A 16075-nucleotide genomic window follows, 5' to 3' on the forward strand; every position below is an offset into this window, starting at 1 on the left:
TGGAAATTCGCTGGACTGCGGTGCGAAAATGGTCTGTGTGACCACCCACCACGTGCCGTTTCAAGCTGCCGGACAGCATCCGCGGCAACGCACGTTCACGCAGTCGTCGAAGCTGCAGGACGTCCTCTACGAGATCCGCGGTCCCGTGCATGAACACGCGACCCGTCTCGAAGCCGAGGGCCATCGCATCCTGCGCCTGAACATCGGCAACCCCGCGCCGTTCGGTTTCGAGGCGCCCGACGTGATCATGCGCGACATCATCCAGGCGCTGCCCGATGCGCAGGGCTACTCGGATTCGAAGGGCATCCTGTCAGCCCGGCGGGCGGTGGTCACCCGCTACGAACTCGTCGATGGCTTTCCGCGCTTCGACGTCGACGACGTCTATCTGGGCAACGGTGTCTCCGAGTTGATCACCATGACGTTGCAGGCGCTGCTGGACAATGGCGACCAGGTGTTGATCCCGGCGCCCGACTATCCGCTGTGGACCGCGTCGACGTCGCTGGCCGGTGGCACCCCGGTGCACTATCTGTGCGACGAGACACAGGGCTGGAATCCCGACATCGCCGACCTGGAATCCAAGATCACCGACCGCACCAAGGCCATCGTGGTGATCAACCCGAACAACCCGACCGGCGCGGTCTACAGCCGTGAAGTCCTCACCCAGATCGGCGATCTCGCGCGCAAGCACCAACTGCTGCTGCTGGCCGACGAGATCTACGACAAGGTTCTCTACGACGACGCCAAGCACATCGCGATGGCCTCGGTGGCGCCCGACGTGCTCACGTTGACGTTCAACGGCCTGTCCAAGGCCTACCGGGTGGCGGGATACCGCTCCGGCTGGCTGGCCATCACCGGCCCCAAGGACCACGCGGCGAGCTTCATCGAAGGAATCAGCCTGCTCGCCAACATGCGGTTGTGTCCGAATGTGCCTGCCCAGCACGCGATTCAGGTGGCGTTGGGCGGCCATCAGAGCATCGACGATCTGGTGCTGCCCGGCGGTCGGCTGCTCGAACAGCGCGACGTGGCCTGGTCGATGCTCAACGAGATTCCCGGGGTGTCGTGCGTCAAACCCCAGGGCGCACTCTACGCATTCCCCCGGCTCGATCCCGAGGTCTACGACATCGTCGACGACGAACAACTCGTGCTCGACCTGCTGCTGCAAGAGAAGATTTTGGTGACCCAGGGCACCGGTTTCAATTGGCCCACACCGGATCATCTGCGCATCGTCACGCTGCCGTGGGCACGTGACCTGACCAACGCCATCGAGCGGATGGGCAACTTCCTGGTCAGCTACCGCCAGTAGCGCACCTAAATCTCGCCGGACGGTTGTCACGACCACAGTTGTGCGCAAGACTTTCGGTCGTGGCCGGCACGATCGAGGCGGCAACCAACGCGTTCGAGCGCCACGCTTGGACCGAGGTATACGAGTGTCTCATCGATACGAGCGAGACGCCGACCGCCGATGATCTCGAACGCCTGGCTGTGGCGGCCTACCTCCTCGGCGAGGACCGCGAGTGCTGTCACGCCTGGGAGCGCGCCTACTTGGCATTTCTGGCCCGCGACGATCCCGGTGGCGCCGCCCGCTGCGCGTTCTGGCTGGCGCTCGGACTGATGGTCCTGCACGGAAGAATGGCGCGCGCCAGCGGATGGCTCGGACGGATCCGGCGTCTGGTCGACGAGGCACACGTGGGTGAGGACGCCCTCAGGTACCTACATGTGCCCGCGGGTCTTCAGACGATGGGTGCCGGCGACCACGCCGGCGCGCACGCGCTTTTCGTCGAGGCCGGGCAACTCGCTGCGCAATTCGGGGACAAGGATGTGGCGGCACTTGCTTGCCTGGGTCAGGGCCAGGCAGCGATCGCTTCTGGCGACACCGCGACGGGCATGGCGCTGCTCGACGAGGTGATGGTGAGCGTCACCACCGGGGAGGTGTCACCCATCCCCGCAGGCATCGTCTACTGCGCTGTGATCGAAACGTGTATGGGGGCGTTCGACCTCCGCCGCGCTGCGGAGTGGACCGAGGCGTTGAGCGGCTGGTGCGACGCCCAGCCCGATCTGGTGCCCTACCGGGGTGCCTGCCTGGTACACCGTTCACAAATCCTGCAAATTCACGGCGCGTGGGGCGCCGCCACCACGATGGCCCGCCGCGCCCGCGAACGGCTCGAGCAGCCCGCATATCCGATGCTGGGCCTCGCCGCATACCAGTGCGCCGAACTGCACCGGTTGCGCGGTGAGCCCGAGGCGGCGGAATCCGCCTACCGCCAAGCCAACCGCTGCGGCTACGAACCGTTACCGGGGCTGGCGCTTCTGCGGTTGGCCGAGGGCGACGCCTCCAACTGCGTGGCCACCATCCGTCGCGCGGTAGAGGCAATACCGGACCCGGCGCGCCGCCCCGCCATACTGGCCGCGCACGTCGACATCATGCTCGCGGTGGGAGATGTCGCGAGCGCGCACGTCAGCGCACAGGAGCTTTCGATGCTCGCCTCGGGCATCGATGCGCTGTACGTGCACGCGGTCGCCGCACATGCCAACGGGGCGACGGTTCTGGCCGAAGGTGATGCCTCGGCGGCACTGGCCGACCTGCGGCGGGCATGGACGGCGTGGCAAGAGCTGGAAATGCCCTACGAGGCCGCGCGGACCCGGGTCCAGATCGGCCTCTCATGCCGTGAACTCGGCGACGCCGACTCGGCAGCAATGGAATTCGACGCAGCCAGGGAAACCTTCGGCAAGCTTGGCGCCACTCCCGACCTGGTCCGGCTGGCCGAACTGACCGGAACCTCACGGCGACAGCCGGGTGTGCTCACCGAACGCGAGTGCGAGATTCTACGGCTTGTCGCGGCCGGCAAGACCAACCGCGAGATCGGCGCGCACCTGGTGCTCAGCGAGCACACCATCGCACGTCACCTGCAGAACATCTTCGCGAAGCTGGGGTTGTCGTCCCGCGCAGCCGCGACCGCCTACGCCTACGAGCAACACCTCGTTTGACCGGGTGGTGAGATCTGACCATGCGAAAGCGTCAGAATGGTGAGTTCGGTCGACGCGGCAACAGCCCTCGCGTCCCTACCGTGTCGGTCATGTCTCATCAAATTGATTACCGCGATCTCCGGCGGGCCGAAGCCGACAACTACGCTCGCGACTTCGTCCCGGTCATTCCCGCCCCGCTGGCCGCCGACCTGATCGAGGCGGCCGCGCCCCAATCGGGCGAGTACATCGTCGATGTCGCCTGCGGCACCGGTGTCGTCACTCGACTGGCCGCCGAACGGGTAGGAGCCGACGGCAAGGTCGTCGGGGTGGATCTGGTTCCGGAGATGCTGGAGGCGGCCGCGACCGCCGAACATTCCGGAGCGGTCATCGATTGGCAGCAGGGGGACGCCGCGGCGCTTCCGCTTGTGGACGAGTCCTATGACCTGGTGCTGTGTCAGCTCGGCCTGATGTTCTTTCCGGATCGGTCTGCAGCCGTGCGAGAGATGCGACGGGTGCTATCGCCCGGTGGTCGCCTCGCCGTCAACGTACCCGGAACCATGCCACCGCTGTTCGAGATCATGGCCGAGGCGCTCGGTCGCCATGTCAGCAGGGACCTTCCCGGCTTCGTGCGCGGAATCTTCTCACTTGGCGAGGACGAACTTCGTCGACTCCTGCAGGACAACAACTTCGAAGACGTGACGGTCGCGACTTCGACGAAGACGATGCGACTACCGCCGCCAGCCGATTTCCTGTGGCAGTACCTCCACGTCACACCGATCGCGGGGTTCGTCTCGGCGGCCGCCGACGTGCACCGACAGGAGTTCGAGCACGAGGTCGTCGCGCGCTGGCAGGCTTTTGTCGATGACGACGGAATGATTGTCGAGATGCCGATCGTGACGGCGACTGCGCGAAAGTAGCCGCTGGCGCTCTACCCTGTTGCGGGTGACGCACTCGCACGGTCATTCCCATACTTTCACCGGCCCTGCACCATTGGGTCCTCTGGCCGCCAAGATCGTCGTCGGAGCGCTCGTCGCCATCGGCGTCGTCGTGCTGACCGGTGCAGCCTGGCTGTGGCCCAGTGAGCAGAAGACCGACATCCCACTGCCCTTCCAGAACGCGGCGGGCGGTGCTGTCACCACCGAGGCCGGCCATGTGGTGGCCACCGGTGTCGCTACGTGTGGCAGCGCATCGGTGGGGCGTGTGCTCACCGCCATGCCGGCACCAGCACCCGGCGGCCAAGGCGCCGAGTGCGTGCAGGCGGTGATCGCGATCGACTCCGGGCCGAACGAGGGCGCAAACACCGTTCTGGAGTTCAGCGGCGGACCGGGCCAACCCAACCTGGCGGCCGGTGAGGACATCCGGCTCAGTCGCCAGGTCGACGCCGTGGGCACCACGACGTACGCGTTCTACGACTACGAGCGCGGGTGGCCACTGTTCGCGCTGGCCCTGGTGTTCGCGGTCGTGGTGGTCACGGTGGCGGGGTGGCGCGGGTTACGCGCATTGATCGGCATCGTCGTCGCGTTCCTCGTACTGGTGGCGTTCATGTTGCCTGCCCTGCGCGACGGGGCCGGCGCCATTCCCGTCGCGTTGGTGTCCTCGGCGATCATTCTGTACGCGGTCATCTACCTTGCGCACGGTGTGAGCCTGCGCACCAGCGCCGCGCTGCTCGGGACGCTCGCATCGCTCGCACTCGCCGCCTTCTTGTCTTGGGCAGCAATCGAACTCGCCCACCTCACCGGTCTGTCGGAGGATCAGAACAACGAGGTCGCCGCGTACCTCGGCAACGTCTCCATCACCGGTCTGCTGCTGGCCGGGTTCATCGTCGGTTCGCTGGGCGTGCTCAACGACGTCACCGTCACCCAGGCCTCCACGGTGTTCGAGTTGGCCGAACTCGAGGGAGGCTCTCGGCGGGCGGTCTTCGTGGGCGCCATGCGGGTGGGCCGTGACCATATCGCCAGTACCGTCTACACACTGGTGTTGGCGTATGCGGGCAGCGCACTGCCGCTGCTGCTGCTGTTCAGCGTCGCCAATCGTTCCCTCGGCGACGTGCTCACGAGTGAAAGCGTGGCCATCGAGATCGCGCGTTCGGCGGTAGGCGGGATCGCGCTGGCGTTGTCTGTGCCCTTGACGACGGCCGTCGCCGCCGTGCTCGCGACGCAGGCTAGTGCTCCAGCAGTTCGAGCAGATAGTCCCCGTAGCCCGATTTGAGCAGCGTCTCCGCGAGCGATGCCAACTGCGTGTCGTCGATGTAGCCGAGCCGCCACGCGACTTCCTCTGGCGCGCTGATCTTCAGCCCCTGCCTACGCTCGACCGTGCGCACATAGTCGCTGGCGTCCAGTAGAGAGTCGAACGTCCCGGTGTCCAGCCACGCCGTGCCCCTCGCGAGCACCTCGACCGACAACCTACCCTCGTTGAGGTAGGCCTGGTTGATCTCGGTGATCTCGTATTCGCCTCGCGCCGAGGGCTTCAGCGATTTGGCGATCTCCACGACGCCGTTGTCGTAGAAGTACAGACCGGGCACCGCGTAGTGCGACTTCGGGACGGCGGGTTTCTCCTCCAGCGACAGCGCCTTGCCGGCCGCGTCGAACTCGACCACGCCGTAGGCCGACGGGTTGGCCACCCGATAGGCGAATATCGCTCCCCCGTCGACGTTCTGAAACCGCTGGAGGTTGGTGCCCAGTCCGGGGCCGTGGAAAATGTTGTCGCCCAACACCAATGCCACTGAGTTCGAACCGATGTGCTGTTCGCCGATGACGAACGCCTGCGCCAAGCCGTCCGGACGGTCCTGGACCGCGTAGGTGATGTCGATGCCGAATTGCGAACCGTCGCCGAGTAACCGGTGAAACGACGGCGCGTCCTCGGCGGTGGTGATGACCTGGATGTCCCGGATGCCCGCCATCATCAGCGTGGACAGTGGGTAGTAGATCATCGGCTTGTCGTAGACGGGCACCAGCTGCTTGCTGACCCCCATCGTGATCGGATGCAGCCGCGTGCCCGACCCGCCCGCGAGGATGATGCCGCGCATCAGTCGGCGAGGTCCTGCTCGGTGAGGTCGGTGGCCGCCAGCGCGGACGCGAGGTCGCGGTGCCGGAACACCGAGGTGACGTGGTCACGCACCACCCGGAAGGCCGACGCCGCCGCACCGGTCTCGCCGGTGACCGAGGTGATCTGCTGTTCAGCGACAACCACGCCGTCGCGCACGAACATCCGTCCCGTCTCGACCCTGGCATCGAGGCCGCGGGCCCACTTGAGCAGGGCCTCGCGGCCCTGCGCGGCGCCGCGGGCGTCACCCAGTTCGATATCGCTGCTGGACAACCGGGCCAACGTGTCGAGGTCACGCTCGTTGAGCGCGTCATGCCAGGCGAGGACCGTCGCGATCTCCGAAGTGGTCATGGTCGTGAAACTACGGTATTCAAAACGGTGTGTGCTCCAGCCAGGCGTCCCACACCGCGGTGTCGCCGAACACCTCGATGCTGTCGTCGGCGACCCGGCGCCTGCGGGTGATCGCCAACAGCAGATCCTTGGCGGGGCCGCGCAGCGCGACATCGGCCTTACCGTGCTCGTGTGTCCAGCCGACTCCGTTCCTGTCGTTGGCTATCGTCCACTCGCCGGTCGGGCCCAGGCCGGCGTCGGTGGCGTGCAAGTGCAGCGTGCGCCCCGCGGCCAGCGGCGGTGACTGCCGCTTGGCCTGGACGGTCATCAACTCGATCCACTCGCTGATCGCGTCGGCCGCCAGTTCCGGCGGCGGCTCGAAGTCGGCGCCCAGCGCGAGGGCCGCGTCGGCGTGGTGCACCAGCACCTCGTGCACACGCCTGCGAATCCACCAGCCCGCAGGACGCGTGCCGAGAAACGTCCACACTCGAGCGTCGGAGCCGACCTGCTCCACGGCGATGATCACCTGCTGCGCACCGCCGTTGAGCCAGGTGATCGCGCCGTCGGCATCATCGGGCGGTTTGCCGTCGGAGACATCGCGGGGATCCAGCGGGTCACTGCGGCGCTGGGCAATGATCTGGGCGGCCCACCGGTTTCCGCGCCCGACATGGCGCAACAGGTGCTTGAGCGTCCAGTCGGGACAGCTCGGTACCGGCGTCGACGGGTCTGCGCTGCGGATCAACTCCCCGAAAGCCTGGGTGTGGTCGAGCAGCGCCGCTCGGAAATCCACGGTCACGAACTTACCGTGGTGCGCGCCTTTCCAAGCCTGATCGGAAGGGATGCCCACCCACGCAGCACGCGGGTGTCGCGGCGGCTGCCGTCGCCCGCCAGTTGTGCCTGCGGGAAGCGTTCGAAGAACGTACGCAATCCGACTTCCCCCTCCGCGCGCGCCAGCGCGGCGCCCAGACAGAAGTGCCGGCCACCGGAAAACGACAGGTGCCTGCCCGCGTTGTCGCGTTCGATGTCGAAGTGGTGCGGATCGTCGAACACCTTCGGGTCGCGGTTGGCGCCGGCCAGGTGCAAGACGACGATCTCATCGCGGTTCACCCGTACCCCGGCGACGTCGATGTCCTTGCGCGCCACTCGTGCGGTCATCTGTACGGGCGGATCCAATCGAAGGATCTCCTCGACGGCGTTCGGCCACAATTCCGGCCGCGCCGCCAGCGTCTGCAGATGGTGCGGGGCCCCCAACAGCATTCGAATTCCGTTGCCCAGCAAGTTGACCGTCGTCTCGAAACCCGCTGCGAGTACCAGTCCGGCGGTGGCCTGCAGTTCACGCTCCGACAGTTTGTCGCCCTCGTCTGAAGCCGCGATGAGTTGACTCATCAGGTCCTCACCGGGGTTTCGGCGCAATCGGCGCAGATGTTCGGCGAGCCAGTCGTTGAACCCGGCGACGCCGTCATGCACCTGCAGATACTGCTTCCAGGACAGTCCGATGTCCAGGCTCGGTGCGCCGAGCTCACCGAAGCGCAGGATGCGTGGTCGGTCTTGTGCTGGGACACCGAGGATTTCGCTGATCACCGAGACCGGCAACTGGGCGCAGTATTCCTTCACTACGTCCACGACGCCGGTACGGTCATCGATGCCGTCGAGCAACTCGTCGGCCGTGCGCTGGACACCTTCGCGTAGCGACGCGACCGCGCGTGTGGTGAACACCGACGACACCAACTTGCGGCAGCGGGTGTGGTCGGGCGGCTCGATCGACAGCAGCGACGGCGGTTCGATGGGATGCAGCAGGCCGGGGTCGGTCCTGCGGACCACCCGCTGCAACGCTGCGGGAAGATTGCCGCCGAGCGAGGAAACGCGGAAGTCGTCGGATCGCAAGAGGTCGTTGACGACCTGGTGGTCGAAGGTGAGCAGGCCGGCGCGACCGCGGACCAGTGGACCGCGTCGTCTCATTTCGTCGGCGAACGCGGCGGGGTTCTCCCGCACCAGCGGGTCGGCGATCAGCCGGGCCTGGGGGTCGCCGCGGCGCGCGCCGATCCGCGACAGCGCGCGGACGAAACCGTGCAGCGCCAGCCAGCGCGCGCGTTGCTTCACGGGCACCATGACTAGTTGCAGAAGATCAGGAAGCACCCGCCGCCCGAACCGCCGCGACCGGACGATCCGCCCGGCGAGCGACCGGAATCCGAGCCGCCGTAGCCCGACCGCTCGGAACCCGAGCGTTGCGAACCCGAACCGCTCGAGCCGCTGCCGTTCTGCCAGGGCGGCACCTGGGGTGGTTGCTGCGTGGGTACCTGCGAGGGTGGTGACGGTACCCATGTCGGCGGCGGCGGGGTCCACGTCGGCTTGGGCGGAAGGTACGTCGGCTTGGGCGGGAGGTACGTGGGCCGCGGCGGCCGCCACGGCGGATCCCACGGCCTCTGCTGCCGCGGGTACCAGATCGATGGCGGGTTGTACACCGGCGGCGGCACATACACCGGCGGGGCCGGGACCGGGACCGGCGCGGCCGGTGGCGGTGGTGGCGGGGCCGCCGGTGGGGGCGCCGGCGGCGGGGCCTGCGGGGCGGGTGCGGGCGCCTCGACATAGACGGTGCGTGGCGGGGCCTGCGGCGCCTCCTGCACCACGGGCACCGGCGCCTTGATGGTTTCGGCGGGCGGCGCCGGTGGTGGGGGTTCGATGGGCGCCGCCGCCTCGGGAACCAGCGGCGCCGCGGGCACCGGGGTGCTCGGACCGATCGCGCTCTCGGCGGGACTGGGCCGCTGGTCGGCCGTCGGGCGGATGCTGACCGCCAGCGAAATGACAAGGGCCACAACACCGACGACGAAGATTGAGGTCAGCGCACTGCCGACGAGCAGGAACGGCTTGCGTTCCTCGGCTGCGGGCTGCAGGTCGGTCTGCGGTTCGTAGTCGACGAGCGAGGCACCGGCCGCGCCGACCGGTGCCAGTTGGGTCTGGGCGTTCGCGAGACCGGCATACACCGATCCGGCGGTGGTGCCGTCGGGATCTTGGGAGTAGGCCAGACCGACGGTGGACGCCTCGAAGGCCGGCGCGTTGGCCGCTGCCAGCGCCGCGCCGCGCGCCAGCGCCAACTCCGGTTCGTCAGGGGCGCTGACCGGCAGCGTCAGCAGGTGCTCGAGATGTTCCTTGACCGATGCCACGTCGACTCCGGAGCCGACGACGAACATGGCCTGCGGCGGGCTCTCCTGCGCGTCGACGGCGGCGGCCATGTCGGCCAGAACCGCCATGGCGTCCTCGCTGTGCAGGCTGCGGCTGAGCACCTTGACGACCGACCCGCCGTCGGTCTGGACCACCGACAGCGTGGCGGTGTCGCGGTCGATGAACAGCAGCGCGGTGGTGTCGTAGCCCACGGCCCTGCCCACCGCCTGGGCCAGCGCCGCCGCGGCGTGGCCCTCGGAGACCAGCATCGCCTCGTCGATGCCGCGCGCCGCGAGCATGCCGCGCAGGGCGGTGGCCTCGGCGTGGTCACTCCACGTGATGCCGATGGCCTTGAGGTCGTGACCGCCGGTGCTGGCGCTCTCCTGGGTACCGAGGATCGCATCCATTACCTGAGCGGCCGCGACCGAGGTTGCCGAGCCGTCGCCCGCAGTCACGTCAAAGGTGTCGTGGTCGACGGTGACGCCGTCGGCCATTTCCCCCTCGACCAGCACCATGCGGACCGTCATAGGTGTCATCGACACACCTAGCACGATGTCCACAGACACCTCCAAAGTGTTTGCTACGCTATCTAGATCGCCGTTGGGCTCCTTCGCTGATATGAGCCGACAACTAGTACTTAATCGGCCCGACCAGCGCAGGCGTTACATCCGAAGGCGATTTGCTGACGGAAATCGAGTTGTGGACCGGATCCGTGACGGCACAGGTGTTCACTTCACCGGCACTTCGACCCTACTCGGGACAACGACAGGTGGCGCCCCACCGTTCAAACCGGCCGAATTTCACTCCGCCGGGTCGTCGGCGGGCTCGGGTTGCCGGTCGAAGACGCCGAGGCCGGCAGGTTTGGCGGCGAGATCCCCGAAGACGGGCCTGCGCACCGGCTGCTGCCCCTGCACGCCCTCGGCGTAGGCGGTCTCGGCGTGCTGGGTGAAGTCGACGCCGGCGGTCTCGTCCTCGGCGCTGACGCGGAACCCGAACGCCAGGTGGATCACCTTGGCCAGCACGTAGGTCACGGTGAACGCATACAGACCGACGACGACGGCGGCCAGCGCCTGCTTACCCAGTTGGGCGAAACCGCCGCCGTAGAACAGCCCTTCGGGTCCGGCCGTCATGGCCTCGGTGGCCAGGAATCCGATCAGCAGGACACCGACGAGCCCACCGACGTAGTGCACGCCCACGACGTCGAGTGAGTCGTCGTAGCCGAAGCGGAACTTCAACCCGACCGCGTATGAGCAGATCATGCCCGCGGCGAGGCCGACCGCCAGGGCACCGAGGGTGTTCACCGTTCCGCAGGACGGGGTGATCGCGACCAGGCCGGCGACCACCCCCGAGGCCGCACCGAACGTCGTCGGCTTGCCGTCACGAAAACGCTCGACGGTGATCCAGCCCAGCATGCCCAGGCATCCGGCGACCAGGGTGTTGAGGAACACCGCGGCCGCCGTACCGTTGACCGCCAACGCCGAGCCCGCGTTGAACCCGAACCAGCCGAACCACAGCAGGCCGGCGCCGAGAAGGACGAACGGAAGATTGTGCGGGCGCATCGCGTCCTTCTTGAAACCGATCCGCGGGCCCAGCACCAGCACCAGCGCCAATGCCGAAGCGCCCGAGACGATTTCAACCACCAGACCGCCGGCGAAGTCGAGGACGCCGAGGTCGACCAGCCACCCGTCGGGTCCCCACACCCAGTGGGCGACAACGGCGTACACCGCGATCGTCCACACCGGCACGAACATCACCCAGGCCGAGAACCGCGCGCGGTCGGCGATGCCGCCGCTGACGAGCGCGGCGGTGACGATCGCGAAGGTCAGTTGGAAGGTGGCGAACAGCAGTTCGGGCACCGCTCCGCGCGCGGTCGTCGGGTCGATGCCGAGCATCCCGAAGTGCGCGAGGTCGCCGATCACTCCGCCGCCGACGTCCTCGGAGAACGCCAGGGAGTAGCCGATGAGCAACCAGGCCACCGTGCAGCCCGGGATCGCGGTGAAGCACATCATGATCATGTTGAGCACGCCGGTGGCGCGGACCATCCCGCCGTAGAAGATCGCCAGGCCCGGGGCCATCAGCAGAACCATGGCGGTGGCGGCCAGCAGCCAGGCGGTGGCGGCGGGATCGATCGCGTCCATCGGGGCTCCCCTCGCAGTCGCAGAAGAGCCTGACGACCCTACGTTTCGGCCGCGGGACGCGCGTGTTTCCGCTTTGTTTCGTATTTCCGCCGCGTTACCGAACGCTCACCGGCGGGTCAGCCGGACTTGAGGAAGTTCTGGTACGAGCGCGACGGGGTGGGGCCGCGCTGGTTCTGGTACTTCGAACCGGCCTGCGAGCTGCCGTAGGGAAACTCGGCCGGGCTGGTGAGCCGCAGCAGACACAGTTGGCCGATCTTCATGCCGGGCCACAGGGTGATCGGCAGGTTCGCGACGTTGGACAGCTCCAAGGTGATGTGGCCGGAGAACCCCGGGTCGATGAAGCCCGCCGTGGAGTGGGTCAGCAGCCCCAGCCGGCCCAGTGACGACTTGCCCTCGAGCCGTCCCGCAAGGTCGTCGGGCAGCGAGCAGCGCTCCAGCGTCGCGCCGAGCACGAACTCGCCGGGGTGAAGCACGAACGGCTCGCCCTCCTTCGGCTCGACCAGGGAGGTGAGGTCGTCCTGCCGCGTCGAGGGGTCGATGTGGGTGTAGCGGGTGTTGTTGAAGACCCGGAACAGATTGTCGAGTCGGACGTCGACGCTCGACGGCTGGACCAGGCTGTCGTCGAACGGATCGATGCCGAGGCGTCCCGCGTCGATTTCGGCCCGGATGTCGCGATCGGAGAGCAGCACCCGACGAGCGTAGCCGCTGAAGTGTTAGCCTTCGTGCTCGAACAGGCCGGTGTAGTTCAATGGCAGAACATCAGCTTCCCAAGCTGAGAACGCGGGTTCGATTCCCGTCACCGGCTCCACAACTCAGCGGAAGTAGATCTCGCCGCCGCTGGGATATCCGCCGCCGGTCGTGGTGACATGCACGTGATCGAAGTGCCCGTTACCACTACCCGACGGGCCGCTCGGTGTGTAGTAGACGCCCCGCCAGATCGCATCCTGAATGCCGAACCGCTTCGCGTTGCGCATGACGAAGTTGACGATCTCGTTGCCCAACCTGATGCCCTCGGCGCTGGTTGGGTTGGGGATCATCACGTCGAGCGCCAACCCGTTGGGATGCCACCGCAACGAGTCCGCCCGGACCCCGCCGATGTTCTGAATCTGCGGGAACGCGTCGCTGATCGCGCGGGAGGCGAGGATCGTCCGGACCTGAAGTCCACGTTCGGGAGCCACACCTTCGGGCAGCGACCGGTCGACAGTGCGCCACCGCGACGCCGAGACGACGTCGCCGCGCTCAGCGCTCGCGCCGGCCTGGTCGATCTGCAGCACGGGCGCCTGGCCCTCGGGTGCCGCGATGATCTCCAGACAGCACGGGACGGCCTCCTGCACACCCGGCTCGGGTTCGGCCACGACTTCGGGAGGCGGCACGTCAGCTCTGATCGCAAAGAAGAGTGCGGCCGGGCCGAGGATCGCGGCAGCCACCCCAACCGATGGCTTCCGTCGCTTCGCAGCTAATGAGTGCCGGCCCACGGGGTAGCACTCTACGTGCTCATCAAGCGAAAATCAGCTCGCAATGGCTACTTAGACACGTTTCCGCAGGTAATCGCGCTGAGATTTTACTGTTATCAACCCGTTATCCGCCGCAGCCACGCCGCGAACGGCCGGGACCGGCGACCGGCGGTGACTCCACCGGCAAACCGAATCACCGCGCCGCACAGCTACACTCGCACGCCATCGCCTCAGCAAACAATCATCGAGGCGAAGATTCTCGGCCGGGGTCCGCGATCCATCATCAATCCGCGCTGATCAAGCGCCTCACGCCCGATGCTAGTCATCCTCATGCTGGGGGTGGTGTCCCAATATTGGGCAACCACTCCCAGGCCCGTTTATTTGCTGTGATCGCACGCAGCGTAACGGTCAACCGTGGCGACTCGAGACCGCCGACGACGCCCAATTGCGCATTCAAAACCTGTTTACCTGCGCAGATAGAACGTATTCTATTGACGCAGCGGTTACTTTTGACTAGCAAAAGTACCCGATATAACGGATTTGGTAATTCTTGATTATTTAGCTCGCGGTGTCATAGGCTGCGTGCAGCGAGGCCAATGGGCGACAGCGGCGAAAGGTCGGACGACATGTCGGGCACACACGATCGCAAGCGCGCACACAGGCTCGGCAAGCAAACCAAGAGGATCGCATTCGCCGGCGCGGCCACCATGACCGTCGCCGCGTTGACAGTCGGCCTCGTCCCGTCTCCCACCCCGGAGATGCTGCACCGCGACGTGGAACTCACCGCGGCCGTCTCGATGTTCCCTGAACCGGACGCGATTCCCGACCTGACCGGTGGCCTGGGCACCGCCGGATACGACCTGTCGCAGGCCATCGCCGCGGCGATCCTCGAAGCGATCGCGAACAACATCAACCTCATGGCGCTTGCCCGGTCCGCGGGGATGGATCCCGAGAGCCTGTTGCGCAGCCTTCCCCCCAACCTGCTGTTGGGCGTGCTGGATTCCGCGCCGGTCAACCTGTTGCCGATCCTCACCGAAATGCTGGGCCTCGACATCGCCGACGGTGTGCTGCTGCCGGCCCTGCAGACCCTCGGCATCACCGACGGGGCCGGCATCACCACGGTGGGCAAGCTGCTGGGACTGCTCGGTATCGACTTGAGCGATCCGCTCAATCTGTCCGGCCTCAACGTCCCCGGCCTCAACCTCATCACGGCCGGGCCGGCGTTCACGCTGCTGAAGCTTCTCGGCCTGGACCTCGGATGGGTGCCCGGACTGCCGAATTCCATTGCCGCGGAGGTCAACAACACCGAATACCTACCCATCGGGGTGAACGGCCTGCTCACCACGGTGCTGGACCGGCTCAAACTGCTCGAGGGCCAGAACCCGTTGTTGGATCTCGGCGGAATCCTCGGACCCGACGCCCTGCTGGACCTCGGCGGTGTGCTCGATCTCGGTGGTCTGGTCGACCTGCTCGGCACCGTCGTGGAGGTGATTCCGGAAGGTCTCGACGTGATCGACCTCCGTGTCCCCATCGTGGTCGGCTTCGGGATGGGCGCCTTCGCCGCGGGAGCGGCGTACCCGCAGATCGTCGAGGACCTGCAGTATCAACCCGGCGGCGCGAAATCACCGACCGCGGCCACCGACCCGCTTCTGGGCAGCCTGACGATTCTGCCGATGTTGTTGCTGCGCAACCCCGGTCGCGCCAACGGCGGGCTGCTCGCCCGCGGCTATCCCTTCGCGAGGTTGTTCGGCATCGACACCGTCACACCAGACACCGAGGTGACCCACAGCGGCGGCGTTCCGATCCTCAACACCGGGCTCGCGCTCGGCGGGGCGAACCTGGTGCCGGTCAAGTTCGACGCCACCGTCGAGTACGACCTGTTCTCGGACTTCGCGGCGTGGCCGAACCCGTTCTCGATCGCCAACAACCTCGTCGGCTTCCTGCTGCCCACCTACATCTTGCGCGGCGTGGACATGTCCAACCTGACACCGCAACTCGAGGCGGCGCTCACCGACATCCTCACCGGGATCGGCGCGGATCCGTTGGCCCTCAACGTCTATCTCACCATGCCGGCGAACAGCCTTCCGCTGCTCGAACCGCTGTACCTGCTGACCGACCTGACCAACCTGATGACACTGGGCGCCTTTCCGAATCCGCTGGGCACGTTGGCCAATGCCCTGGCGCCCGCACTCACCAGCCTGGTCAACCTGGGGTACACCGACGTCAAGAGGATGCCCGACGGAACCTACATCCGCACCCTGGATCAGGCCGGCGACGCGACGCCGTTCATGTCGTTCCCCGACGTCGACTGGGCCCAGGTACCCGGCGACATCTTCAACCTGATGGTCGCGGGCATTCAGAAGGAGTTCTTCAGCGGCAACCCCACACCGGGTACGCCCAACGCCATCACCGGAGTCTTCAAGTTGCTCAGCAGCATCCTTGGCGGCGGTTCGCTCGGCCTCGGCGGAATCGGCGAGGTCATCAGCGCCGTGACGGGCGGACTCAATCCGCTCACCGCGGCCTCCGCCGCCGCATCTCCGTTGGCGGCCAACGCTTCTGCGGCAGCGTCGGCCCGGACTGTCGCGGCCCCGTCGAGCGCACCCACGGGCAACAGCGCGCCCGCCAATCCCCTACTGCTGCCGGAGAACACCGGCGTCAATGCCGTGGAGATCGACGAGAAGGCAGGCGATGTGGGCCCGGCTGGCGAGCCGGCAGGCACCACGACGAAACCCGCAGGCCCGTCGGCGTCCCCGAAGGCACCCGGACCGGTGGGCAGCGTTGTCGGCGGCGTCACCGGCGTCGTCGGCGGTGTCACCGGTGGTGTGACCGACACCGTGGGCGGCACCGTCGGCGGGGTGACGGGGGTCGTCGGTGGTGTCACCGGAGGAGTCACCAACACCGTCGGCGGCGTGCTGGGTGGGCTGAAGCCGAAGAAGACCGGCAGCGGCACAGGCTCCGGGTCGGGTTCCGACGCCGGCGCCTGATCCG

At 67.0% G+C, this 16075-nt stretch carries 13 protein-coding genes and 1 tRNA gene; 6 read left to right on the forward strand and 8 right to left on the reverse strand.

The genetic code is table 11. The features are described 5' to 3' along the window. Positions 1-28 precede the first annotated feature (28 nt). The 4 genes from ABQE89_RS02270 (at position 29) to ABQE89_RS02285 (ending at position 5172) form a co-directional block, all read left to right on the forward strand. Positions 29-1303 (forward strand): pyridoxal phosphate-dependent aminotransferase, encoded by a 1275-nt coding sequence (locus ABQE89_RS02270; protein ID WP_448413720.1) that lies wholly within the window; start codon positions 29-31, stop codon positions 1301-1303. Positions 1304-1362: 59 nt separating this feature from the next. After that, positions 1363-2985, forward strand: a complete 1623-nt coding sequence (locus ABQE89_RS02275; RefSeq protein ID WP_448413722.1) for a LuxR C-terminal-related transcriptional regulator — start codon at positions 1363-1365, stop codon at positions 2983-2985. Between the two features lie 89 nt (positions 2986-3074). Continuing rightward, positions 3075-3881, forward strand: a complete 807-nt coding sequence (locus ABQE89_RS02280) for a class I SAM-dependent methyltransferase (protein WP_448413724.1) — start codon at positions 3075-3077, stop codon at positions 3879-3881. A 25-nt stretch (positions 3882-3906) separates the two neighbouring features. Further along, the gene (locus ABQE89_RS02285) at positions 3907-5172 is read left to right on the forward strand and encodes a YibE/F family protein (protein WP_448413726.1); all 1266 of its coding nucleotides are present in this window, start codon (positions 3907-3909) and stop codon (positions 5170-5172) included. Here ABQE89_RS02285 and rfbA read toward each other — a convergent pair. The 7 genes from rfbA to dcd form a co-directional block, all read right to left on the reverse strand. Continuing rightward, entirely contained in the window at positions 5126-5989 is an 864-nt protein-coding gene (gene rfbA / locus ABQE89_RS02290) for a glucose-1-phosphate thymidylyltransferase RfbA (RefSeq protein WP_448413728.1), read from the reverse strand. The genes ABQE89_RS02285 and rfbA overlap by 47 nt on opposite strands. Then, positions 5989-6357, reverse strand: a complete 369-nt coding sequence (locus ABQE89_RS02295; protein WP_448413730.1) for a nuclear transport factor 2 family protein — start codon at positions 6355-6357, stop codon at positions 5989-5991. Before ABQE89_RS02295 ends, rfbA begins: the two co-directional genes overlap by 1 nt. 19 nt (positions 6358-6376) lie before the next feature. Then, positions 6377-7126 carry a maleylpyruvate isomerase family mycothiol-dependent enzyme gene (locus ABQE89_RS02300; RefSeq protein WP_448414171.1) on the reverse strand — a complete coding sequence of 250 codons (750 nt, stop codon included), beginning with the start codon at positions 7124-7126 and terminating at the stop codon, positions 6377-6379. A 2-nt stretch (positions 7127-7128) separates the two neighbouring features. Continuing rightward, positions 7129-8445: a cytochrome P450 gene (locus ABQE89_RS02305; RefSeq protein ID WP_448413732.1), complete on the reverse strand. Its 1317-nt coding sequence runs from the start codon at positions 8443-8445 to the stop codon at positions 7129-7131. Positions 8446-8447: 2 nt separating this feature from the next. After that, positions 8448-10055: a DUF7159 family protein gene (locus ABQE89_RS02310; RefSeq protein ID WP_448414173.1), complete on the reverse strand. Its 1608-nt coding sequence runs from the start codon at positions 10053-10055 to the stop codon at positions 8448-8450. 240 nt (positions 10056-10295) lie between these two features. After that, complete coding sequence (locus ABQE89_RS02315) at positions 10296-11633, reverse strand: ammonium transporter (RefSeq protein WP_448413734.1); 1338 nt, start codon at positions 11631-11633, stop codon at positions 10296-10298. A gap of 116 nt (positions 11634-11749) precedes the next feature. Next, entirely contained in the window at positions 11750-12322 is a 573-nt protein-coding gene (gene dcd / locus ABQE89_RS02320) for a dCTP deaminase (RefSeq protein WP_448413736.1), read from the reverse strand. A gap of 45 nt (positions 12323-12367) precedes the next feature. Between dcd and ABQE89_RS02325 the strand changes: the two genes are divergently transcribed. Next, positions 12368-12441: transfer RNA gene (locus ABQE89_RS02325), tRNA-Gly, on the forward strand. Positions 12442-12445: 4 nt separating this feature from the next. Here the strand turns inward: ABQE89_RS02325 and ABQE89_RS02330 are convergent. After that, positions 12446-13108, reverse strand: coding sequence for a VldE C-terminal domain-containing protein (locus tag ABQE89_RS02330; RefSeq protein ID WP_448413738.1), 663 nt, complete (start codon positions 13106-13108; stop codon positions 12446-12448). A gap of 605 nt (positions 13109-13713) precedes the next feature. On the opposite strand from ABQE89_RS02330, the gene ABQE89_RS02335 reads away from it, so the two are divergent. Then, entirely contained in the window at positions 13714-16071 is a 2358-nt protein-coding gene (locus tag ABQE89_RS02335) for an alpha/beta hydrolase family protein (RefSeq protein ID WP_448413740.1), read from the forward strand. Positions 16072-16075: the final 4 nt, after the last annotated feature.

It is taken from the genome of Mycolicibacterium sp. XJ1819 (assembly GCF_053483675.1).